This is a genomic window from Pseudomonas sp. 7SR1, assembly GCF_900156465.1.
Lineage (GTDB): Bacteria > Pseudomonadota > Gammaproteobacteria > Pseudomonadales > Pseudomonadaceae > Aquipseudomonas.
Genome location: NZ_LT707064.1, coordinates 268,132 through 290,018, shown reverse-complemented (window position 1 = coordinate 290,018; position 21,887 = coordinate 268,132). Strand labels below are relative to the sequence as shown.

Genomic DNA, 21,887 nt, shown 5'->3' with positions numbered 1-21,887 from the left:
TGCGGGAGCGAGCTTGCTCGCGATTGCCGTTACTGAGTCAACTCCAGCATCCGCTTCAACACCGCATTCAAACCGTTGCTACGGGACGGCGACAGCTGCCGCGACAATCCCAGCTGGTTGAACCAATCCGGCAAATCCACCTGCCGCAACTCCTCAGCGGGCAACCCGTTGACCCGCGCCAGCAGCAACGCCACCAGGCCACGGATCAACCGCGCATCGCTGCCGGCGCAAAACTGCCAGTGCCCGTCGTGCAAGCGACCCACCAACCATACCTGGCTTTCACAGCCGTGGACGAGGTTGGCCTCGCACTTGTCCTCGTCATTCAGCGGCGGCAGGCGTTCACCCCATTGCATCAGCAGCCGTGCCCGTTGTTCCCAGCCTGAAGCGTCCTGGAAAACCCGTAGCGCCGTGGCGGCATCGGTCGGCAGGTTCATCGCAACATCTCCAAGGCCTGATCCAAGGCGTCGAAGAAACGCTCGATGTCGGCGGAGTCGTTGTACAGCGCCAGCGACACGCGGATCGCCCCGGACAGCTTCAAATGCTTGAACAGCGGCATCGCGCAGTGATGCCCGGCGCGTACGGCAATGCCTTGCTCGGTCAGCAGATGCGCCAGGTCGGCGTTGTGGATGCCTTCGACCACGAAACTGACCAGGGCCAGGCGAGGGTTGCCCAGCAGGCGAATGCCGTTGCGAGCCAGCAGGCCATGGAGCAGGTAGTCATGCAGCGCCGCTTCATGATCGATGACCGCTTGCGAATCGAGCGCGGACAGGTAGTCCAGGGTCGCGCCCAACCCGATCACGCTGGCAATCGGCGGCGTACCGGCTTCGAAGCCCAGCGGCGCCGCACGGAAAGTGGCGCTGTGGTAGTCGGCCTGTTGCACCATTTCGCCGCCGAACTGCCAATGACGCAGCTTGCCAAGGGCGTCGGTACGGCCGAACAGCACGCCCAGCCCGTCCGGGCCGTAGAGTTTGTGGCTGGAAAACACGTAAAAGTCGCAGCCCAGCGCCTCCACATCGTGGCGGCCATGGACCACGCCCTGGGCGCCGTCGATCGCTGTCAGCGCGCCCTGGGCCTTGGCCAGGGCCAGCAGCGCCGGCAATGGCTGCCAGGCCCCCAGCACATTGGACAGCTGACTGACCGCCAGCAAGCGTGTCCGGGGGCCGATAAGGCCGGTGGCGGCTTCCAGGTCGATCACTCCGTCGGCATCCAGGGGCAACACCACCAGGGTCAACGATCGGCGCTCGGCCAACTGCTGCCACGGCAGCAGGTTGGCGTGGTGTTCCAGGGCGCTGATGGCGATCTCATCGCCCGGGTGGAATAGATGTTCCAGCCCATAGGCCAGCAGATTCAGCGCGGAGGTCGCGCCATGGGTAAAGACGATCTGCCCGCAACCCTGTGCATTGAGCCATTGCGACACCTTGAGGCGACTGTCTTCGAACGCCTGGGTGGCGTGAGCCCCCGGCAGATGCTGCGCCCGGTGCACGTTGGCCGCGCCATTGGCGTAGTAATGCGTCAGGGCATCCAACAGGGCTTGGGGTTTCTGCGTGGTGGCGGCACTGTCCAGGTAGGTCTGGCCTTGCCGTTGCAGGGCGGCGATGGCCGGGAAATCGGCCCGCCAGGGGGATTGGATCAACATGCTTTCGGGCCCTGCTGGAGTTACGCCGGACCCTGTGGGAGCAAGGTTGCTCCCACAGGTGAGGGGGACGCGGCTTAGTTGTGCGCGTGCAGTGCTTCGTTCAGCTCGATGGCCGACTTGTGGGTCTTGCATTCCACCGCGCCGGTCTCGGAATTGCGGCGGAACAGCAGGTCGGGCTGGCCGGCCAGGTCGCGGGCCTTGACCACCTTGACCAGTTGGTTGTTCTCGTCCAGCAGCGCCACCTTGGTGCCGGCGGTGACATACAGGCCCGACTCCACGGTATTGCGGTCGCCCAACGGAATGCCGATACCGGCGTTGGCACCGATCAGGCAGCCTTCGCCGACCTTGATCACGATGTTGCCGCCGCCCGACAGGGTGCCCATGGTGGAGCAACCGCCGCCCAGGTCCGAACCCTTGCCGACGAATACGCCTGCCGAAACACGACCTTCGATCATGCCGGGGCCTTCGGTGCCGGCGTTGAAGTTGACGAAACCTTCGTGCATGACCGTGGTGCCTTCACCCACATAGGCGCCCAGGCGGATACGCGCGGCGTCGGCGATGCGCACGCCGGCCGGGACCACGTAGTCGGTCATTTTCGGGAACTTGTCCACCGAGAACACTTCCAGCAATTCGCCGCGCAGGCGGGCTTCAAGCTGGTGCTCGGCCAGTTCGCTCAGGTCGATCGCGCCCTGGCTGGTCCAGGCCACGTTCGGCAGCAGCGGGAAGATACCGGCCAGGTTCAGGCCGTGGGGCTTGACCAGGCGATGGGACAACAGGTGCAGCTTGAGGTACGCCTCGGGGGTGGAACTCAGTTGTGCATCTTCGGCCAGCAGGGTGGCGACCAACGGCTTGTGGCTCTCGGCCAGACGGGTCAGCAGCGCGGCTTGGGCGGCATCGACACCCTTGAGGGCATCGGCCAGTTGCGAGGCCTGGGCGGTGGTGAAGCTGATGGCCTGGTTGCCTTCGGTGTAGCCCAGGATCGGCGCGATGGCCTTGACAATGTCGGCCGAAGGATTGAGCAGTGGCTGTGCGTAGAACACTTCCAGCCAGGCGCCTTGGCGGTTTTGGGTGCCGACACCGAAGGCCAGGCTGAACAGGGTAGTGGACATGAACGTTACCTCAACAAAATGGACTGGGCAGGCTTACTTGATCTCTGCCGCATAAATATCTGGCTTGAAGCCAATCAGGGTTCGGTCACCGAGATCGAGCACCGGGCGCTTGATCATCGAGGGTTGGGCGAGCATCAGTTCGATGGCTTTCGTCTGGTCGAGATCGGCTTTGCGTTCGTCATCGAGCTTGCGAAAGGTCGTACCGGCACGGTTCAACACCACTTGCCAGCCATGCTCGTTGCACCATTGGGTCAGGTGCTCACGGTCGATGCCGGCGCTCTTGTAGTCGTGAAATTCGTAGCGTACTGCGTGTTCATCGAGCCAGGTGCGCGCTTTTTTCATCGTGTCACAGGCTTTGATGCCGAAAAGGTGCAACGTTTTGCTTGAATCGGTCAAGGAACTGCCCCCTTTGCAGGTGCTGGAAATAAAAGGTGAAGGATTATGCCATGACCGGACGGTTTCGCGACGGCCGAGGTTGATGGACACCAAAACCTGTGGGAGCGAGCTTGCTCGCGATGGCGTCCGATCAGCCAGCAATGAATCGATTCACACATCGCTATCGCGAGCAAGCTCGCTCCCACAAGGGTGGGGCTGCGACATAGGTGTAACGGCCAGGTTCATGCTAAGCGGTTAATATGGCACTTCAACGGCAAGCTGTTGCCGGATGTGTATCGCTGTCATTGGAAACCGCTATGCAAAGCGCCTACACCGTCCTGATCCTGCTGACGCTGGTGGGCGTCTCACGCCTGATCGGACGGTTGATCCCCCTGCCGTTGCCCCTGGTCCAGATCGGCGCCGGTGCCGTGCTGGCCTGGCCGTCCCTGGGCCTGCATGTCACCCTCGACCCGGAACTGTTCCTGTTTCTCTTCCTGCCGCCACTGCTGTTCTCCGATGGCTGGCGCATGCCCAAGCGCGAACTGTGGCGCCTGCGCGGGCCGATCCTGACCCTGGCGGTGGGGCTGGTGTTGTTCACCGTGGTGGGTGCCGGGTATTTCATTCATTGGTTGTTGCCGGATATTCCACTGCCGATGGCTTTCGCCCTGGCGGCGGTGCTGTCGCCCACCGACGCGGTGGCGGTCTCGGCGATTGCCCGCGACCGCTTGCCTGGGCCCCTGATGCACATGCTCCAGGGCGAGGCGCTGATGAACGACGCCTCGGGCCTGGTGACGTTCAAGTTTGCCTTGGCGGCGGCTGTCACTGGCGTGTTTTCCCTGGCCAACGCCAGCGTGACGTTCGTGCTGGTGGCGGTAGGTGGGCTGCTCGTCGGGGTCGCCTTGAGCTGGTTGATGGGACGCCTGCGAGCCTGGATGGTCGCCCGGGGCTGGGACGACCCGGCCACCCACGTGGTGTTCATGTTGTTGCTACCCTTCGCCGCCTACGTGGTGGCTGAGCGACTGGGCGCCTCGGGCATTCTCTCGGCGGTGGCGGCGGGGATGATGCAGAGCTGGCTCGACCTGCTGCCACGCCAGACCGGTACGCGGCTGCTCAATCGCAGTGTCTGGGCGCTGCTGGAGTTCGCCTTCAACGGTTTGATCTTCCTGCTGTTGGGCTTGCAGTTACCGGACATCATCAAGGCCGTGACCAGCCACGAAACCACGCTGTGGCCAACCCTGTTCTACCGCTGCCTGGATGTCGTGGTGATTTTCCTGGTGCTGCTGGTGCTGCGGTTCGTCTGGGTGCAGAGCATCTGGCGCCTGTCCGGGTTGTTGCGGCGCTGGCGCGGCAAGGGGGAACTGACACTGGTGCCCACCGCGCGCTCCTGCTGGCTGCTGACGTTCGGTGGGGTGAGAGGCGCGGTGACCCTGGCGGGCGTGCTCTCTGTGCCGTTGCTATTGGGCGCGGGCGAGCCCTTTCCCGAGCGGGACCTGCTGATCTTCATTGCCGCCGGGGTGATCCTGTTGTCATTGATCGCGGCCTGCATTGCCTTGCCGCTGTTACTGAAGGGCATCGAGAAAAGCCCCGATGACAAGCGCCGCAACGAAGTCCGCGATGCCTGGCGCAAGACTGCTGAAGCGGCGATCCGCGCGCTGGAAGTGGAGGAGCCGAGTGAGGCGACAAGTACGCCGGATGCGGCCCAGGCGGCGCTGGCCACTGAGGTCAAGGCGCGGTTGATGTCCGAGTATCGTCATCAGCTCGACGTGTTCAACGATTCCGCCGAGGCCCAGGCGTTGGCATTCGAAATGGACCTGCTGGAGCGCCGGCTGCGCTTGAAGGCTTATCGGGCGCAACGGCTGGAGTTGTATCGCCTCAGTCGTCATCACCAGATCGGGGATGATGTACTGCGTGAGGTGCTGGGGGAGTTGGATCTGGCAGAGGCGAATCTGGGGTTGGGTAAATAGTAGTTTTGCGCAGGACTCACCGTGGTGAGGGGATAAGACCCCTCACCACAACGGCGGTACGCTTCAACCCCGACGCTGGATAAACGCGCGGATCCGTTCCGCCGCTTCCACGCATTCTGCCAGTGGCGCCACCAGGGCCATGCGCACGCGCCCGGCCCCTGGGTTGACGCCGTCCACATCGCGGGACAGGTAGGAGCCCGGTACCACGGTCACATGTTCCTGTTCGAACAGGTCGCGGCAGAACGCTGCATCATCGCCGGCCACATTCGGCCACAGGTAGAAGCTGCCGTCGGGGCGTTGCACGTCCAGCACCGGGCTGAGGATTTCCAGCACGGCGTCGAATTTCTCCCGGTACAGCGCGCGGTTGGCCCGCACGTGCTCTTCGTCGTTCCATGCAGCGATGCTCGCCAGTTGGGTCTGGACCGGCATCGCGCAGCCATGATAGGTGCGGTACAGCAAAAAGCCTTTGAGAACGTCCGCATCGCCGGCGACGAAGCCGGAGCGCAGGCCTGGCAGGTTGGAGCGCTTGGACAGGCTGTGGAACACCACGCAGCGCTTGAAGTCCTTGCGACCCAGTTCGACGCAGGCGTTGAGCAGGCCCGGCGGCGGGCTCTGTTCGTCGAAATACAGTTCGCTGTAGCACTCGTCCGCAGCGATCACGAAATCGTGCTCGTCGGCCAAGGCGATGAGCTTCTTCAGCACATCCACCGGAATCAGGGCACCGGTCGGGTTGCCAGGGGAGCACAGGAACAGGATCTGGCAGCGTTTCCAGATGTCTGGCGACACGGCGTCGAAATCCGGGTTGAAGCCATTTGCGTCCAGGCATGGCAGGTAGTGCGGCTTGGCCCCGGCCAGGAACGCGGCGCCTTCGTAGATCTGGTAGAAGGGGTTCGGGCTGACGACCAGGGCGTCGTCGCCACGGTTGACCACGGTCTGGGTGAAGGCGAACAGCGCTTCGCGGGTGCCGTTGACTGGCAAGACATGACGCGCCGGGTCGAGCCAGCCGTTGGGTATATTGAAGCGACGCTCGCACCAGCCGGTGATTGCTTCACGCAGTTCCGGGATGCCGAGGGTGGTCGGGTACACAGCCATCTTTTCCAGATTACTGGCCAGGGCTTCAGCCACGAAGCTGGGCGAGCGATGCTTGGGTTCGCCGATGGACAGCGCGATGGGGCGTTTGTCGGGGTTGGGCGTGACGCTGCCCAGCAGGGCACGGAGCTTTTCGAACGGGTAGGGCTGCAACTGGTTCAAAGCGTTGTTCATCGAGGGCCTCGTCAATGTGGGCGCGGTCCTTGTGGAAGCTGGCTCGCTCCCACAGAGGGGGATTGTTCGTTCAGATGCTGATGCGTGTCGGGTGAGCATCGGGTTCCTGGTTGACGCTCAGGTGCCGGACGATCGCGTCCTGCAGACGGCTGCACAGTTGCGGATCGGACAACGGCTGGTTGTGGGCATCGGTGATGAAGAACACGTCTTCCACCCGCTCGCCGAGGGTGGCGATCTTGGCGTTCTGCAGCGACAGGTCGAATTCCAGGAAAATATGGCCGATCCGCGCCAGCAGGCCGGGACGGTCCGGGGCGCTGAGTTCCAGCACCGTGATCTGGCGCTGGGCATCGTTGTGGATCGTCACCTGGGGCGCAAAGGCAAAATGCTTGAGCTGGCGTGGCACCCGGCGCTGGATGATGGTGGGGTAGTCCGCCGGATTGCGCAGGGCCTCGGTGAGCCCGTCGCGAATCTGCTTGACCCGTGCCGGGTTGTCGCCAATCGAATCGCCGTCGGTGTCGAGCACGATGTAGGTGTCGAGGGTGAACTGGCTGCTGGAGGTGATGATCCGTGCGTCATGGATGTTGAGGTTGAGCTGGTCCATCGCGGCCACGGTCACGGCGAAGAAATCATGCTGGTCCGGGGCGTAGATGAAGATTTGCGTACCGCCTTCGAACTCGCGTTGCGTGGTTTCCTTGATCAGCACCAGGGGCCCGCCATCGGCCGGTTGCTGAAGGATTGCATCGCTGTGCCAGGCCACGTCGCCGGCGGTGTGGCGCAGGAAGTAGTCATCGCCCAGCTGCGACCAGAGCTGTTCGACATCGTCCGGGTCGGTACCGCCGCGTACCAGGATATCCAGGGCGGCACTCTGGGTGCGGCGGATCTGCTCTTCGCGATCCACCGGGTTTTCCAGGCCGCGACGCAAGGCACGCTTGGTCTCGGTGTAGAGCTGGCGCAACAGGCTGGCCCGCCAGGAGTTCCACAGGGTCGGGTTGGTGGCGTTGATGTCGGCCACGGTGAGCACGTAGAGGTAGTCCAGCCGCGTTTCGTCGCCGACGACCTGGGCGAAGTCATGGATCACCTGCGGGTCGGACAGGTCCTTGCGCTGGGCGGTGGTGGACATCACCAGGTGGTTCTGCACCAGCCAGACGATCAGCCGGCTGTCCCATGCTGGCAACTGATGGCGCTGGCAGAACGCTTCGGCATCCACTGCGCCGATTTCCGAATGGTCGCCCTGGCGGCCCTTGCCGATGTCGTGGTACAGCCCGGCCATGTAGATAAGCTCAGGCTTGGGCAGCTTGCCCATGAGCTTGCTGGCCAGTGGGAATTTCTCCGATACCTGGGTGTATTGCAGCTTGCGCAGGTGCTTGATCAGGTTCAGCGTGTGGGCATCGACCGTGTAGATGTGGAACAGGTCATGCTGCATCTGCCCGACGATGAAGCCGAACTCCGGCAGGTAGCGCCCCAGGATCCCGTAGCGGTTCATGCGTCGCAGGTTGCGGTGCACGCCGATCTTGCACTTGAACAACTCGATGAACAGGCTGGTGTTGCGGATGTCGTGACGGAAATCGTCATCGATCAGGTGGCGGTTTTCCCGCAGCAGGCGAATGGTGTCGGCGCGCACGCCCTTGATTTCCGGCTGCTGGGCCATGAGCACGAAAATCTCGATCATGGCGAAGGGCGTACGCCGGAATACGTTGTCGTTGCGTGCCTCGATGTAACCGTCGTGCAACTGGAAGCGGGCGTTGATAGGCTGGGGCGGCTCGGCGTCTTCCGGCGCGAGGATGACTTCCTCGAAATGCTGGATGATCAGCTCGCTGAGCTGCGCGATGCTCATCACCACCCGGTAGTACTGCTGCATGAAGTTTTCGATGGCCTGCTTGGCATCGCTCCCTTCGAAGCCCAGCAGGCCGGCGATGGAGCGCTGATGGTCGAACAGCAGGCGATCTTCGGCGCGCCCGGCGAGCATGTGCAGGGCGTAGCGTACCTTCCACAGGAACTCCTGGGAGGATGCCAGCAGGGCGTTCTCGCTCTCGACCAGGAACCCTTCGCCGGCCAGGGCTCGCAGGTTCAGGGTGCCGTACTGGCGGCGGGCAACCCACAGGATCGTCTGGATGTCCCGCAAACCGCCGGGGGAGCCCTTCACGTTGGGTTCCAGGTTGTACTCGGTGTCGTTGTACTTGTGGTGACGGGCCTTTTGCTCGGCATGCTTGGCCAGGAAAAAATCCTTGCTGGGCCACATGTGCGCCGTGCTGGTAACGTCAAGCATGCGCTGGCGCAAGCGCTCAGGGCCGGCGATGGTGCGGCTTTCCATCAGGTTGGTGATCACCGTCAGGTCGGCGCGGGCTTCATCGGCGCATTCCTGTACCGACCGCACGCTCTGGCCGACTTCCAGGCCGATGTCCCACAGCAGCGTCAGGAAGCGTTCGATGGAGTCGCGAAAGACTTCGTGATCGTCGCCGTCCAGCAGGATCAGCAAGTCGATGTCGGAGTAGGGATGCAGCTCCCCCCGGCCGTAACCGCCCACCGCCACCAGGGCGATATGGGTGTCAGGGTTCCAGCTGAACTGCTCCCAGGCCCTTTGCAGGATGTTATCGACGAACCAGGCGCGATCCTCGATCAGCCGACGGATATCCCGGCCATTGCGAAAGCGCTGGTCGAGCACTTCGTGGGCCTGGCGGATCGCCTTCTTGAAGGCCGGGATGGGGCTTGCCTTCAGGGCCAGTTCAGCCTGGAACTGGCCGCGGTCGAAGAGTTCGGGATCCACCTGCGGCATCGAATGGCTTTCCTTTCTATCTATAGCTGGGGTCGGTTCAGGCGGAAACGCGAGGGATGGTGTCGTCGCTGCGCAGGGTAAATATTTCGTACCCGGTCTCGGTCACCAGCAGGGTGTGTTCCCACTGGGCCGACAGCTTGCGGTCCTTGGTGATGGCGGTCCAGCCGTCGCCCAGTACCTTGGTTTCGGCGCGACCCTGGTTGATCATCGGCTCGATGGTGAAGGTCATGCCCGCCTGGAGCTCCATGCCGGTGCCGGCGCGGCCGTAGTGCAGGATCTGTGGCTCTTCGTGGAAGACCTTGCCGATGCCGTGGCCACAGAATTCACGTACCACCGAGAAGCCGTTCTTCTGCGCGTGCTTCTGGATCACCTCGCCGATGTCACCCAGTCGGCAGCCCGGCTTCACCAGCTCGATGGCCATGTACATGCATTCCTGGGTCACTTTCGACAGGCGCTGGGCCCACTCCGGCACGTTGCCGACGTGGAACATGCGGCTGGTATCGCCGTGATAGCCATCCTTGATGACGGTGACGTCGATGTTCAGGGTGTCGCCATCCTTCAGCGGCTTCTCGTTGGGGATGCCGTGGCAGACCACGTGATTGATCGAAGTGCAGATCGACTTCGGAAAGCCTTTGTAGTTGAGCGGTGCGGGAATGGCCTTCTGCTCGTTGACGATATAATCGTGGCAGATTCGGTCCAGCTCTTCGGTGGTCACGCCCGGCTTGACGTAGTCGGCGATCATTTCCAGCACGTCGGCGGCGAGCTTGCCGGCGACACGCATCTTTGCGATGTCCTCGGGAGTCTTGAGGGTGACGGTCATACAGGCTCTCTCTGCGCCTGGTGGCGCTGTTCGAAACGAAATGGGCGGCGCAAGAGGTTCCCTGCGGCCCCGAAAACGCGATTCTAACAGACGATCAGTACAATGAGCTCTCCAGGCCGGAACTCTGTGGTGAGGGGGTTATCCCCTTGCCACAATAGGTTTTAAGAATCCGGGTTTCGTTTTCGCCCTCGCTGTGGTATAAAATGCGCCGCTTTCCGGGGATGACCCCGAGAGCTTAAATCCACACACGTGTCGACACGATGACCTGGGTGCCTTCGGCTTATATAGGCCGCTGGTTGGTCATTGGGATACGTGGAGGCCAAACCCGACTTATCAAGGAACTATCATGTCCCAAGTCAACATGCGCGATATGCTGAAGGCCGGTGTGCACTTCGGCCACCAGACCCGTTACTGGAACCCGAAAATGGGCAAGTACATTTTCGGCGCGCGCAACAAGATCCACATCATCAACCTTGAAAAAACCCTGCCGATGTTCAACGAGGCACTGACCTTCGTAGAGCGCCTGGCCCAGGGCAAAAACAAGATTCTGTTCGTCGGCACCAAGCGCTCCGCTGGCAAGATCGTTGCTGAAGAAGCAGCACGTTGCGGTTCGCCGTACGTCGATCACCGCTGGTTGGGCGGCATGCTGACCAACTTCAAGACCATTCGCGCTTCCATCAAGCGTCTGCGTGATCTCGAAGTCCAGTCCGAAGACGGCACTTTCGCCAAGCTGACCAAGAAAGAAGCGCTGATGCGCACTCGCGATCTTGAGAAGCTGGACCGCTCCCTGGGTGGTATCAAGGACATGGGCGGTCTGCCTGACGCACTGTTCGTGATCGACGTTGACCACGAGCGCATCGCGATCACCGAAGCCAACAAGCTGGGTATCCCGGTCATCGGCGTTGTCGATACCAACAGCAGCCCGGAAGGCGTTGACTACATCATCCCAGGCAACGATGACGCCATTCGCGCCATCCAGCTGTACATGGGTTCGATGGCTGACGCTGTTATCCGTGGTCGCAACAATGTTAACGGCGGCACCGAAGTCTTCGCTGAAGAAGCTCCGGCAGCAGCCGCTGAGTAATCGACGCCCTGGCGTTGACTCAGTAAGCAAAAAGGGGGCTTGGCCCCCTTTTTGCCACCTCGAAAACCATTTGTCGCCGGCGCAGTGACTTGTTTGTAACCTGCCGCAGCCTATAAGCAGTGGTTTTCCAGGAAGAATTGATCGCCCGTTCGGTCGGGTGGAATGGTTGAAAACCTATCCAAGAGGATTTTGAAATGGCAGAGATTACTGCAGCGTTGGTCAAAGAACTGCGCGAGCGTACCGGCGAAGGCATGATGGACTGCAAGAAAGCCTTGACCAAGGCTGGCGGCGACATCGAGAAAGCCATTGATGACATGCGTGCTTCGGGCGCCATCAAGGCTGCCAAGAAAGCCGGCAACGTCGCCGCTGAAGGCGCCATCGCCATCAAGGACGACGGCAAGGCTGCCGTCCTGCTGGAAGTCAACTCCCAGACCGACTTCCTGGCTCTGCAGGATGACTTCAAGGCCTTCGTCGCTGCCAGCGTCGAAAAAGCCTTCGCTGACAAACTGACCGACGCAGCTCCGCTGATCGAAGCCCAGGAAGAAGCGCGCCTGGTCCTGGTTGGCAAGACCGGCGAAAACGTCAACATCCGTCGCCTGGTTCGCGTTGAAGGTGATGTGGTCGGTACCTACCTGCACGGCAACAAGATCGGTGTTGCGGTTGTCCTGAAGGGCGGCGACACCGAGCTGGCCAAAGACATCGCCATGCACGTGGCTGCTACCAACCCTGAGTTCCTGCTGCCTTCGGACGTTTCCGCTGAAGCGATCGAGCGCGAGAAGGGTGTTTTCCTGCAGCTGAACGAAGAGAAGCTGAAAGGCAAGCCTGCTGAAATCGCAGAGAAAATGGTCAGCGGCCGTATCTCCAAGTTCCTGGCCGAAGCCAGCCTGGTTGAGCAGGCCTTCGTCAAGAACCCGGAAATCAAGGTCGGCGACCTGGCGAAGAAAGCCGGTGCTGAAATCGTTTCGTTCACCTACTTCAAAGTAGGTGAAGGCATCGAGAAACCGGTCGACAACTTCGCAGAAGAAGTTGCCGCTCAGGTAGCTGCTGCCAGCAAGCAATAAGACGGTTTTACAACTGTCGCCCAGAAGAGGCTGCCCGCTCACGCGCGCAGCCTCTTTTTGGATCGGAGGCCGATTATTATTGGTTTCCTGTCGGAACTGGCTTACAAAGCCGTGTTCCGATGGCGCTGTGTCAGCGTCAAGCTAGAGTGAACGCAGGCTGTAAACAGCTTGAAGAATTTTTGAAAATACGCCGCAGGAGAGATTCGCAATGGCTCAGCAGGGCAGTGGTTATCAGGCTCGCTATAAACGCATTCTACTCAAGCTTAGCGGCGAGGCCCTGATGGGCTCGGAAGAGTTCGGGATCGATCCGAAGGTCCTGGATCGCATGGCCCTGGAAGTTGGCCAGTTGGTCGGCATCGGTGTCCAGGTCGGCCTGGTCATCGGCGGCGGCAACCTGTTCCGCGGCGCGGCGCTGAGCGCGGCCGGCATGGATCGGGTCACGGGCGACCACATGGGCATGCTGGCCACTGTGATGAACGCCCTGGCTATGCGCGACGCGCTCGAGCGTGCCAATATCTCGGCCATCGTGATGTCGGCCATTTCCATGGTTGGCGTGACCGATCACTACGACCGCCGCAAAGCCATGCGCCACCTCAATTCCAAGGAAGTGGTGATCTTTGCCGCCGGCACCGGTAATCCGTTCTTCACCACGGATTCGGCTGCCTGCCTGCGAGCGATCGAGATCGATGCCGATGTCGTGCTCAAGGCAACCAAGGTCGATGGCGTCTACACCGCCGACCCGTTCAAGGACCCGCATGCCGAGAAGTTCGATCATCTGACCTACGATGAAGTACTGGATCGCAAGCTGGGTGTAATGGACCTGACGGCAATCTGCCTGTGTCGCGATCACAAGATGCCGCTGCGTGTCTTTAACATGAACAAGCCCGGCGCCCTGCTGAACATCGTGCATGGCGGCGCCGAAGGAACCCTGATCGAGGAAGTTCAACAATGATCAATGAAATCAAGAAAGACGCCGAACAGCGCATGCAGAAGTCCGTGGAGTCTCTGGCGCACAACTTCGGCCGCATCCGTACCGGCCAGGCCCACCCGAGCATTCTCGAGGGCGTGATGGTGCCTTACTACGGTGCAGACACTCCGATCAAGCAAGTGGCCAACATCACCGTCAAGGACGCCCGTACCCTGCAGGTCGTGGCTTTCGAGCGCAACATGCTCGCGGCGGTCGACAAGGCCATTGGCAGTGCCGGCCTGAACCTGAACCCGACCAACCTGGGTGAGTTGCTGCTGATCTCCATGCCGGCCCTGACCGAAGAGACCCGCAAGGGCTTCACCAAGCAGGCTCGTGACGTGGCTGAAGACGCTCGTGTTGCCGTGCGCAACATCCGTCGTGATGCCAACAGCCAGCTCAAGGACCTGGTCAAGGAAAAGGAAATCAGCGAAGACGAAGAGCGTCGCGCCGCCGGCGAGATCGACGACCTGACCAAGAAGTATGTGGCTAAGATCGACGCGGATTTGGCGCAGAAAGAAAAAGACCTGATGGCCGTATAAGGGTCTCGTTTTCATGGAAAAGACCAAGCAGGCTGTGTCGTTCGCGGTGCCTCGCCATGTGGCGATCATCATGGACGGCAACAATCGCTGGGCCAAGAAACGCTTCATGCCCGGCGTCGCCGGGCATAAGGCGGGTGTCGACGCGGTTCGTGCGGTCATCGAGGTGTGTGCCGAGGCGGGAGTCGAGGTGCTGACCCTGTTCGCTTTCTCCAGCGAAAACTGGCAGCGTCCGGCCGACGAGGTCAGCGCCTTGATGGAGTTGTTCCTCAAGGCCCTGCGTCGCGAGGCCAAGCGCCTCAACGAGAACAGCATCAGCCTGCGCATCATCGGTGATCGTTCGCGCTTCCATCCGGAGCTGCAGGCGGCGATGCGCGAGGCCGAGGCCGCGACGGCCGGTGCCGACCGGTTTGTCCTGCAGATCGCCGCCAACTATGGTGGCCAGTGGGACATCGCCCAGGCTGCCCAGCGCCTTGCGCGGGAGGTCCAGGCCGGGCATTTGCGGCCGGAGGACATCACTCCCGACCTGTTGCAGGCCTGCCTGGCCACGGGCGACCTGCCATTGCCGGACCTGTGCATTCGCACTGGCGGCGAGCACCGCATCAGCAATTTCCTTCTCTGGCAGCTGGCTTATGCCGAGCTGTACTTCTCCGACCTTTTCTGGCCGGACTTCAAACACGAAGCCATGCGCGTCGCACTGGCCGATTTCGCTTCCCGTCAGCGTCGCTTCGGTAAAACGAGCGAGCAGATCGAAGCTGGAGCCCGGGTTTAATGCTTAAACAACGAATCATCACAGCCCTGATCCTGTTGCCCATCGCCCTGGGTGGTTTCTTCCTGCTCGAGGGGGCCGGCTTTGCCCTGTTCATCGGGCTGGTCGTGACGCTGGGGGCCTGGGAGTGGGCCCGGCTGGCGGGTTTCGCCGCGCAGTCGGCGCGCATGACCTATGCGGCGGCCGTGGCGGCCATGCTGTTCGTCATGTACGTGGTGCCGGGCATCGCACCCTGGGTGCTGGGTGCTTCGGTGCTGTGGTGGGCAACGGCAGCGTTCCTGGTTTTGACCTACCCCCGGACTACCCATCACTGGGCCAACGCAGCGACCAAACTGACCATCGGCCTGTTGATCCTGTTGCCGGCCTGGCAAGGCCTGATCTGGATCAAGCAGGGGCCGTTGGGCAATTGGCAGATCATGGCTGTGATGGTGCTGGTATGGGGGGCCGACGTCGGTGCCTACTTTTCCGGTCGGGCCTTTGGCAAACGCAAGCTGGCGCCAAAGGTCAGTCCAGGCAAGAGTTGGGAAGGGGTCTATGGTGGGCTGGCCTTGAGCCTGGTGATCACGACAGTGGTCGGTGTCACACGCGAGTGGACTGCCGGGCAACTGCTGATCGGCCTGTTCGGTGCCGCGCTCATCGTATTTGTCTCGGTGGTCGGCGACCTGACCGAAAGCATGTTCAAGCGTCAATCCGGGATCAAGGACAGCAGCAACCTGTTGCCGGGCCATGGCGGCGTACTGGATCGCATTGACAGCCTGACTGCCGCGATCCCGATCTTCGCCGTGCTGTTGTGGATGGCTGCACCGTGAGTCGTCCTCAGCAGATCACTGTACTGGGCGCCACCGGTTCCATTGGCCTCAGCACCCTGGACGTCATTGCCCGGCATCCAGAGCGTTACCAGGTCTTCGCCCTCAGTGGCTTCACGCGCCTGAACGAGCTGCTGGCGTTGTGCTTGCGTCACGTCCCGCGGTTCGCCGTGGTGCCGCAAGCCAGTGTGGCGCGGGCGCTGCAGGACGACCTGCGCGCGGCAGGCTTGCAGACCCGCGTGCTGGTAGGGGAGGAGGGCCTGTGCGAGGTGGCCTCCGATCCCGAAGTCGATGCGGTGATGGCGGCGATCGTCGGTGCGGCGGGCTTGCGTCCGACGCTGGCGGCGGTGAAGGCGGGCAAGAAGATCCTGCTGGCCAACAAGGAGGCCCTGGTCATGTCCGGGGCGCTGTTCATGCAGGCGGTGGGCCTGAGCGGCTCGGTGCTGCTGCCGATCGACAGCGAACATAACGCGATTTTTCAGTGCATGCCCCGGGACTTTTCCCGAGGCCTGGGTGCGGTGGGGGTTCGGAGGATTCTGCTGACGGCTTCCGGCGGTCCGTTCCGCCAGACTCCCCTGGCCGAGCTGGAACATGTTTCGCCTGAACAGGCGTGCGCTCATCCGAACTGGTCCATGGGGCGCAAGATTTCCGTGGATTCGGCCAGCATGATGAACAAGGGCCTGGAGCTGATCGAGGCCTGCTGGCTGTTCGATGCCAAGCCTTCTCAGGTCGAGGTGGTGATCCATCCCCAGAGCGTGATCCATTCCCTGGTGGACTACGTGGACGGTTCGGTGCTGGCCCAGCTGGGCAACCCGGACATGCGCACCCCTATCGCCAATGCCCTGGCCTGGCCGGAGCGGATCGACTCCGGCGTGGCCCCCCTGGACCTGTTCGCCATCGCTCGCCTGGACTTCCAGGCGCCCGATGAGCAGCGTTTCCCGTGCCTGCGCCTGGCTCGCCAGGCTGGCGAGGCAGGCAACAGCGCGCCGGCCATGCTCAATGCGGCCAATGAAGTGGCAGTGGCGGCGTTTCTCGATGGACGTGTCCGTTACCTCGAGATCGCGAGTATCATCGAGGAAGTCTTGAACCTGGAGGCTGTGGTTTGCCTCGATGATCTGGACGCGGTATTCACTGCCGATGCCAGGGCTCGTGAGCTGGCGAGCCAATGGCTGAGGCGTCACGGGCGTTGAGGTTGCGATACGTTAGCCAGGGTTGCCCTGGACTGGATTGCGGAGAAAGCAGATGAGCGCGCTCTATATGATTGTCGGCACCCTGGTTGCACTGGGTGTGCTGGTCACTTTTCACGAATTCGGTCATTTCTGGGTCGCGCGTCGCTGTGGCGTCAAGGTGCTGCGTTTTTCCGTCGGCTTCGGCATGCCCTTGCTACGCTGGCATGACAAGAGCGGCACCGAGTTCGTCGTGGCGGCTATCCCCCTGGGCGGCTACGTGAAGATGCTGGACGAGCGCGAAGGTGAAGTGCCCGCCGATCAGCTGCATCAGTCCTTCAATCGCAAGACCGTTCGTCAGCGCATCGCCATCGTGGCGGCGGGGCCCGTCGCCAACTTCCTGTTGGCCCTGGTGTTTTTCTGGGCGCTGGCCATGCTGGGCAGCGAGCAGGTGCGGCCGGTCATCGGTGGCGTAGAGGCCGGTAGCGTGGCCGCACGGGCCGGGCTGAGCCCTGGCCAGGAGATCGTGGCGATCGATGGAGAGCCCACTTCCGGCTGGGCCGCCGTCAACCTGCAGTTGGTGCGTCGCCTGGGCGAAAGTGGCTCGTTGCAGTTGATGGTGCGCGACGAGGGCTCGACCACGGATTCGCCTCGGGAACTGGTGCTGGACAACTGGCTCAAGGGCGCCGATGAGCCGGATCCGATCCGCTCCCTGGGTATTCGCCCCTGGCGTCCGGCGCTGCCGCCGATATTGGCCGAGCTCGATCCGAAGGGCCCGGCCCAGGCCGCGGGCCTGAAGACCGGTGATCGCCTGCTGGCCCTCGATGGGCAGCCGGTCGGTGACTGGCAGCAGGTGGTGGATGCGGTTCGTGTACGTCCTGATACCAAGATTGTGCTGCGCATCGAGCGTGATGGTGCTCCAATTGACGTCCCTGTCACCTTGGGCGCGCGGGGCGAGAGCAAGGCGCCGAACGGCTACCTGGGCGCTGGCGTCAAGGCTGTCGACTGGCCGCCAGAGATGATTCGCGAGGTCAGCTTCGGTCCTGTCGCTGCGATTGGCGAGGGTGCGCGTCGTACGTGGACCATGAGCGTCCTGACCCTCGATTCGCTCAAGAAAATGTTGTTCGGCGAGCTCTCGGTAAAAAACTTGAGTGGACCGATAACCATTGCTAAAGTGGCGGGCGCTTCTGCCCAGTCGGGCGTTGCTGATTTCCTGAATTTCCTTGCTTATCTGAGCATTAGCCTGGGGGTTCTGAATTTGCTGCCTATCCCGGTGCTGGATGGGGGGCATCTGCTGTTCTATCTGATCGAGTGGGCGCGTGGTCGTCCCTTGTCGGATCGGGTTCAAGGTTGGGGGATACAGATCGGGATCAGCTTGGTGGTCGGGGTGATGTTGCTTGCCCTGGTCAACGATCTGGGTCGTCTGTAACGCTTCGCTGAATTGCGAATCTGCCGCATTTTGCGGCAGTTTGTTTATTGCCAGTTGGAATAAGAAAGGACTTCATGAAACGTCTGCTGCTAACCGCGGTTATTACCGTGTTGATGATCGCCGAAGTTCACGCCGAGTCCTTCACTATCTCTGATATTCGCGTCAACGGCCTCCAGCGGGTCTCCGCGGGTAGCGTCTTTGGTGCCTTGCCGTTGAACGTCGGCGAGCAGGCGGATGATCGGCGCCTGGTGGAGTCCACTCGTGCGCTGTTCAAGACCGGCTTCTTTCAAGATATCCAGCTGGGCCGTGATGGCAATGTCCTGGTCATTACGGTTGTCGAGCGGCCGTCGGTCGCCAGCATCGAGATCGAAGGCAACAAGGCGATCTCCACCGAAGACCTGATGAAAGGTCTCAAGCAATCCGGTCTGGCCGAAGGCGAGATCTTCCAGCGCGCGACCCTCGAAGGCGTGCGTAACGAACTGCAGCGCCAGTACGTGGCCCAGGGCCGCTACTCGGCCACCGTCGACACCGAAGTGGTTCCTCAGCCACGTAACCGTGTCGGCCTGAAGGTCAACATCAACGAAGGCACCGTGGCGGCCATCCAGCACATCAACGTGGTGGGCAATACGGTTTTCCCCGATGAAGACCTGATCGACCTGTTCGAACTCAAGACCACCAACTGGCTGTCGTTCTTCAAGAACGACGACAAGTACGCCCGTGAAAAACTGTCCGGTGACCTGGAGCGCCTGCGTTCCTATTACCTGGACCGGGGCTACATCAACATGGACATCGCCTCGACCCAGGTGTCCATCACGCCGGACAAGAAACACGTCTACATCACTGTCAACGTCAACGAGGGCGATAAATACACCGTTCGCGACGTCAAGCTCAGTGGTGACCTGAAGGTGCCGGAAGACCAGGTCAAGTCGCTGTTGCTGGTGCAGAAGGGCCAGGTGTTCTCGCGCAAGCTGATGACCACTACGTCCGAGCTGATCACCCGCCGCCTGGGTAACGAAGGTTATACCTTCGCCAACGTCAACGGCGTGCCGCAGCCTCACGACGAAGACCATACCGTCGATATCACCTTCGCCGTTGACCCGGGCAAGCGTGCCTATGTCAACCGCATCAACTTCCGTGGCAACACCAAGTCCGAGGACGAGGTACTGCGTCGTGAAATGCGCCAGATGGAAGGTGGCTGGGCTTCGACCTACCTGATCGACCAGTCCAAGACCCGCCTGGAACGCCTGGGCTTCTTCAAGGAAGTCAACGTCGAGACCCCGGCGGTACCGGGCGTCGATGACCAGGTCGATGTGAACTACAGCGTCGAGGAGCAGGCGTCCGGCTCCATCACCGCCAGCGTCGGTTTCGCCCAGAGCGCGGGCCTGATCCTGGGTGGTTCGATCACCCAGAACAACTTCCTGGGTACCGGTAACAGGGTCAGCGTCGGCCTGACCCGCAGCGAATACCAGACCCGCTACAACTTCGGCTTCGTGGACCCCTACTGGACCGCCGACGGGGTGAGCCTGGGCTACAACGCCTTCTATCGCACCACCGACTACGACGAGCTGGACTCGGACATCTCCAGCTATGCGGTGGACAGCTACGGTGTGGGCGCCAACATCGGCTACCCGATCAGCGAGACCTCGCGCCTGACCTTCGGCCTCACCGCCCAGCAGGACAAGATCAACACCGGTCGCTACACCGTCGACGAGATCTTCGACTTCGTTAACAAGGAAGGCGACAGCTACCTGAACTTCAAGGCGTCCGCCGGCTGGTCCGAGTCGACCCTGAACAAAGGTGTGCTGGCGACCCGCGGTCATTCCCAGAGCCTGGTGTTCGAAACCACCACCCCTGGCAGCGACCTGTCGTTCTTCAAACTCGACTACCGGGGCCAGTTGTTCCAGCCATTGTCCGATAACTACACCATGCGCCTGCACACCGAGCTGGGCTATGGTGACGGCTACGGTTCCACTGACGGCCTGCCGTTCTACGAGAACTACTACGCCGGTGGTTTCAACTCGGTGCGTGGCTTCAAGGACAGCACCCTGGGTCCACGCAGTACGCCGAGCCGGGGTAACAACCCGGGCACCATCAGAGACCCGGATCAGGATCCGCTGCCGTTCGGTGGCAACGTCCTTATCCAGGGTGGTCTGGAAGTCCTCTTCCCGATGCCGTTCGTCAAGGATCAGCGCTCCCTGCGTACCTCGGTATTCTGGGACGTGGGTAACGTATTCGACTCCAAGTGCAGCGACACTACCAACGCCAACGGCACCAGGTCCAACACTCAGTGCAACGACATCAGCCTGAGCAACATGGCCAGCTCCGTTGGTGTGGGCGTGACCTGGGTCACCGCGCTCGGTCCTTTGAGCTTCGCCCTGGCGATGCCGATCAAGAAACCGGATGACGCTGAAACCCAAGTGTTCCAATTCTCCCTCGGCCAGACGTTCTAAGCGTCTGCCCCAAGATAACGACAATGGATTTTGTAGGAGTACATCGTGCGTAAGTTGACTCAATTGGTTCTCCTGGCGACCGTACTGGTCGCAGGTCCGGCTTTTGCCGACATGAAGATCGCCGTGCTGAACTATCAGATGGCCCTGCTGGAATCCGACGCGGCTAAGAAATACGCCGTGGATGCCGAGAAGAAGTTCGGCCCGCAGCTGACCAAGCTCAAGAGCCTGGAAAGCAGCGCCAAGGGCATCCAGGATCGTCTGGTGGCCGGTGGCGACAAGATGGCCCAGGGCGAGCGTGAGCGCCTGGAGCTCGAGTTCAAGCAAAAGGCCCGTGACTTCCAGTTCCAGTCCAAGGAGTTGAACGAAGCGAAAGCCGTGGCCGACCGTGAAATGCTCAAGCAGCTCAAGCCCAAGCTCGACAGCGCCGTGGAAGAAGTCATCAAGAAGGGTGGTTTTGACCTGGTGTTCGAGCGTGGCGCAGTGATCGATGTCAAGCCTCAGTACGACATCACGCGCCAGGTCATCGAGCGCATGAATCAGCTGAAGTAATCCATGACAGCGACTATCAAGCTTGGCCAGCTGGCCGAGTTCCTCGGCGCCACCCTGCGTGGCGACCCGGAGAAGGCAATTACTGGGCTGGCCACTTTACAAGAGGCTGGCCCAGCTCAGTTGAGCTTCCTGGCAAATCCCCAGTACCGAAAGTACCTTGCAGACAGCCGCGCTGCCGCGCTGTTGCTCAAGGCTGGCGATGCCGAGGGGTTCCATGGTGACGCCCTGATCGTGCCCGACCCGTACCTGGCGTATGCACGGATTTCCCATCTGTTCGACCCCAAGCCCAAGGCACCTGCCGGCATTCATCCCAGCGCGGTGATCGCCGCCGATGCCGTGGTGGATCCTACCGCCAGCATCGGGCCTTTCGTGGTCATCGAGAGTGCGGCGCGCATCGGTGCGGGGGTCACCCTGGGGGCTCACTGCTTCGTCGGCGCGCGTAGCGAGATCGGCGAGGGCGGTTGGCTGGCCCCCCGGGTCACCCTGTATCACGATGTGCGCATCGGCAAGCGGGTAGTGATTCAATCCGGCGCGGTGCTGGGTGGCGAAGGGTTCGGTTTTGCCAACGAGAAGGGTGTCTGGCAGAAGATCGCCCAGATCGGTGGCGTGACCGTCGGCGACGATGTGGAGATCGGCGTCAATACGGCCATCGACCGCGGTGCGTTGGCAGACACGATCATCGGCAACGGCGTCAAGCTCGACAACCAGATCCAGATTGCCCACAACGTCCAGGTCGGCGATCACACGGCCATGGCCGCCTGCGTGGGCATTTCCGGCAGCACCAAGATCGGCAAGCATTGCATGCTCGCCGGTGGCGTAGGGCTGGTGGGGCACATCGACATTTGTGACAACGTTTTCCTGACCGGCATGACCATGGTGACCCACTCGATTACCGAGCCGGGCGCCTATTCCTCCGGAACGGCGATGCAGCCGGCGGCCGAATGGCGCAAGAGCGCGGCCCGGATTCGTCAGCTCGACGACATGGCGCGACGTCTGCGACAGCTGGAAAAGCGTGTAGGGGACGTGACCCCTGACGGTAATGCTTCATCAGATGGCTGATACCATTTCCATATCAAGTGTGCACAGCCGCTAGACTGCCTCCTTGATTTGCCAGCGGAGTGCGCGTCAAT

The 21,887-nt window shown here is 61.7% G+C and carries 19 protein-coding genes; 12 read left to right on the top strand and 7 right to left on the bottom strand.

Translation table 11 applies throughout. The features are described from left to right. Positions 1-29: 29 nt before the first annotated feature. The 4 genes from BW992_RS01405 to BW992_RS01390 form a co-directional block, all read right to left on the bottom strand. Positions 30-434 (bottom strand): SufE family protein, encoded by a 405-nt coding sequence (locus BW992_RS01405; RefSeq protein ID WP_072387977.1) that lies wholly within the window; start codon positions 432-434, stop codon positions 30-32. After that, a complete protein-coding gene (locus BW992_RS01400) occupies positions 431-1,636 on the bottom strand; it encodes a cysteine desulfurase (protein ID WP_076405364.1) in 1,206 nt (401 codons plus the stop codon). Before BW992_RS01400 ends, BW992_RS01405 begins: the two co-directional genes overlap by 4 nt. Positions 1,637-1,710: 74 nt before the next feature. Further along, entirely contained in the window at positions 1,711-2,745 is a 1,035-nt protein-coding gene (gene dapD / locus BW992_RS01395; protein ID WP_076405362.1) for a 2,3,4,5-tetrahydropyridine-2,6-dicarboxylate N-succinyltransferase, read from the bottom strand. 33 nt (positions 2,746-2,778) lie between these two features. Beyond that, the gene (locus BW992_RS01390) at positions 2,779-3,087 is read right to left on the bottom strand and encodes an arsenate reductase (RefSeq protein WP_231991096.1); all 309 of its coding nucleotides are present in this window, start codon (positions 3,085-3,087) and stop codon (positions 2,779-2,781) included. A gap of 350 nt (positions 3,088-3,437) precedes the next feature. Here BW992_RS01390 and BW992_RS01385 point away from each other — a divergent pair, with 350 nt between their 5' ends. Next, positions 3,438-5,084 (top strand): Na+/H+ antiporter, encoded by a 1,647-nt coding sequence (locus tag BW992_RS01385; protein WP_072387968.1) that lies wholly within the window; start codon positions 3,438-3,440, stop codon positions 5,082-5,084. A 63-nt stretch (positions 5,085-5,147) separates the two neighbouring features. Here BW992_RS01385 and dapC read toward each other — a convergent pair whose 3' ends face one another. The 3 genes from dapC to map all read right to left on the bottom strand — a co-directional run bounded on the left by dapC (position 5,148) and on the right by map (position 9,940). Further along, on the bottom strand, positions 5,148-6,347 hold the full coding sequence (dapC, locus tag BW992_RS01380; RefSeq protein WP_072387965.1) for a succinyldiaminopimelate transaminase: 1,200 nt from the start codon (positions 6,345-6,347) through the stop codon (positions 5,148-5,150). A 70-nt stretch (positions 6,348-6,417) separates the two neighbouring features. Then, positions 6,418-9,120, bottom strand: coding sequence for a [protein-PII] uridylyltransferase (locus BW992_RS01375; protein ID WP_072387963.1), 2,703 nt, complete (start codon positions 9,118-9,120; stop codon positions 6,418-6,420). 37 nt (positions 9,121-9,157) lie between these two features. Further along, positions 9,158-9,940, bottom strand: coding sequence for a type I methionyl aminopeptidase (map, locus tag BW992_RS01370; protein WP_053152730.1), 783 nt, complete (start codon positions 9,938-9,940; stop codon positions 9,158-9,160). Positions 9,941-10,286: 346 nt separating this feature from the next. On the opposite strand from map, the gene rpsB reads away from it, so the two are divergent. From rpsB to lpxD, 11 genes are all read left to right on the top strand, one after another. Then, entirely contained in the window at positions 10,287-11,024 is a 738-nt protein-coding gene (rpsB, locus tag BW992_RS01365) for a 30S ribosomal protein S2 (protein WP_003198231.1), read from the top strand. Positions 11,025-11,218: 194 nt separating this feature from the next. Further along, the gene (gene tsf / locus BW992_RS01360; protein WP_072387961.1) at positions 11,219-12,085 is read left to right on the top strand and encodes a translation elongation factor Ts; all 867 of its coding nucleotides are present in this window, start codon (positions 11,219-11,221) and stop codon (positions 12,083-12,085) included. Positions 12,086-12,293: 208 nt separating this feature from the next. Next, entirely contained in the window at positions 12,294-13,037 is a 744-nt protein-coding gene (gene pyrH / locus BW992_RS01355) for a UMP kinase (RefSeq protein WP_003198235.1), read from the top strand. Then, the gene (frr, locus tag BW992_RS01350; protein ID WP_072387959.1) at positions 13,034-13,591 is read left to right on the top strand and encodes a ribosome recycling factor; all 558 of its coding nucleotides are present in this window, start codon (positions 13,034-13,036) and stop codon (positions 13,589-13,591) included. The genes pyrH and frr overlap by 4 nt, the downstream gene beginning before the upstream one ends. 13 nt (positions 13,592-13,604) lie before the next feature. Then, on the top strand, positions 13,605-14,360 hold the full coding sequence (gene uppS / locus BW992_RS01345) for a polyprenyl diphosphate synthase (protein WP_072387957.1): 756 nt from the start codon (positions 13,605-13,607) through the stop codon (positions 14,358-14,360). Beyond that, positions 14,360-15,166 carry a phosphatidate cytidylyltransferase gene (locus tag BW992_RS01340; protein ID WP_072387955.1) on the top strand — a complete coding sequence of 269 codons (807 nt, stop codon included), beginning with the start codon at positions 14,360-14,362 and terminating at the stop codon, positions 15,164-15,166. Before uppS ends, BW992_RS01340 begins: the two co-directional genes overlap by 1 nt. Continuing rightward, complete coding sequence (gene ispC / locus BW992_RS01335) at positions 15,163-16,353, top strand: 1-deoxy-D-xylulose-5-phosphate reductoisomerase (RefSeq protein ID WP_076405360.1); 1,191 nt, start codon at positions 15,163-15,165, stop codon at positions 16,351-16,353. The genes BW992_RS01340 and ispC overlap by 4 nt, the downstream gene beginning before the upstream one ends. Positions 16,354-16,405: 52 nt before the next feature. After that, complete coding sequence (rseP, locus tag BW992_RS01330; RefSeq protein ID WP_072430846.1) at positions 16,406-17,758, top strand: sigma E protease regulator RseP; 1,353 nt, start codon at positions 16,406-16,408, stop codon at positions 17,756-17,758. A gap of 74 nt (positions 17,759-17,832) precedes the next feature. Further along, positions 17,833-20,208: an outer membrane protein assembly factor BamA gene (gene bamA / locus BW992_RS01325; RefSeq protein ID WP_072387948.1), complete on the top strand. Its 2,376-nt coding sequence runs from the start codon at positions 17,833-17,835 to the stop codon at positions 20,206-20,208. A gap of 45 nt (positions 20,209-20,253) precedes the next feature. Then, complete coding sequence (locus tag BW992_RS01320; RefSeq protein ID WP_024779019.1) at positions 20,254-20,757, top strand: OmpH family outer membrane protein; 504 nt, start codon at positions 20,254-20,256, stop codon at positions 20,755-20,757. A gap of 3 nt (positions 20,758-20,760) precedes the next feature. Next, positions 20,761-21,816 (top strand): UDP-3-O-(3-hydroxymyristoyl)glucosamine N-acyltransferase, encoded by a 1,056-nt coding sequence (gene lpxD / locus BW992_RS01315; RefSeq protein ID WP_076405358.1) that lies wholly within the window; start codon positions 20,761-20,763, stop codon positions 21,814-21,816. Positions 21,817-21,887 lie beyond the last annotated feature (71 nt).

Excerpts from the sequence above, each read along its gene's own strand:
- BW992_RS01405 (WP_072387977.1), bottom strand. The coding sequence starts at position 434 with ATGAACCTGCCGACCGATGCCGCCACGGCGCTACGGGTTTTCCAGGAC.
- BW992_RS01400 (WP_076405364.1), bottom strand. The coding sequence starts at position 1,636 with ATGTTGATCCAATCCCCCTGGCGGGCCGATTTCCCGGCCATCGCCGCC.
- dapD (WP_076405362.1), bottom strand. The coding sequence starts at position 2,745 with ATGTCCACTACCCTGTTCAGCCTGGCCTTCGGTGTCGGCACCCAAAAC.
- BW992_RS01390 (WP_231991096.1), bottom strand. The coding sequence starts at position 3,087 with ATGAAAAAAGCGCGCACCTGGCTCGATGAACACGCAGTACGCTACGAA.
- BW992_RS01385 (WP_072387968.1), top strand. The coding sequence starts at position 3,438 with ATGCAAAGCGCCTACACCGTCCTGATCCTGCTGACGCTGGTGGGCGTC.
- dapC (WP_072387965.1), bottom strand. The coding sequence starts at position 6,347 with ATGAACAACGCTTTGAACCAGTTGCAGCCCTACCCGTTCGAAAAGCTC.
- BW992_RS01375 (WP_072387963.1), bottom strand. The coding sequence starts at position 9,120 with ATGCCGCAGGTGGATCCCGAACTCTTCGACCGCGGCCAGTTCCAGGCT.
- map (WP_053152730.1), bottom strand. The coding sequence starts at position 9,940 with ATGACCGTCACCCTCAAGACTCCCGAGGACATCGCAAAGATGCGTGTC.
- rpsB (WP_003198231.1), top strand. The coding sequence starts at position 10,287 with ATGTCCCAAGTCAACATGCGCGATATGCTGAAGGCCGGTGTGCACTTC.
- tsf (WP_072387961.1), top strand. The coding sequence starts at position 11,219 with ATGGCAGAGATTACTGCAGCGTTGGTCAAAGAACTGCGCGAGCGTACC.
- pyrH (WP_003198235.1), top strand. The coding sequence starts at position 12,294 with ATGGCTCAGCAGGGCAGTGGTTATCAGGCTCGCTATAAACGCATTCTA.
- frr (WP_072387959.1), top strand. The coding sequence starts at position 13,034 with ATGATCAATGAAATCAAGAAAGACGCCGAACAGCGCATGCAGAAGTCC.
- uppS (WP_072387957.1), top strand. The coding sequence starts at position 13,605 with ATGGAAAAGACCAAGCAGGCTGTGTCGTTCGCGGTGCCTCGCCATGTG.
- BW992_RS01340 (WP_072387955.1), top strand. The coding sequence starts at position 14,360 with ATGCTTAAACAACGAATCATCACAGCCCTGATCCTGTTGCCCATCGCC.
- rseP (WP_072430846.1), top strand. The coding sequence starts at position 16,406 with ATGAGCGCGCTCTATATGATTGTCGGCACCCTGGTTGCACTGGGTGTG.
- bamA (WP_072387948.1), top strand. The coding sequence starts at position 17,833 with ATGAAACGTCTGCTGCTAACCGCGGTTATTACCGTGTTGATGATCGCC.
- lpxD (WP_076405358.1), top strand. The coding sequence starts at position 20,761 with ATGACAGCGACTATCAAGCTTGGCCAGCTGGCCGAGTTCCTCGGCGCC.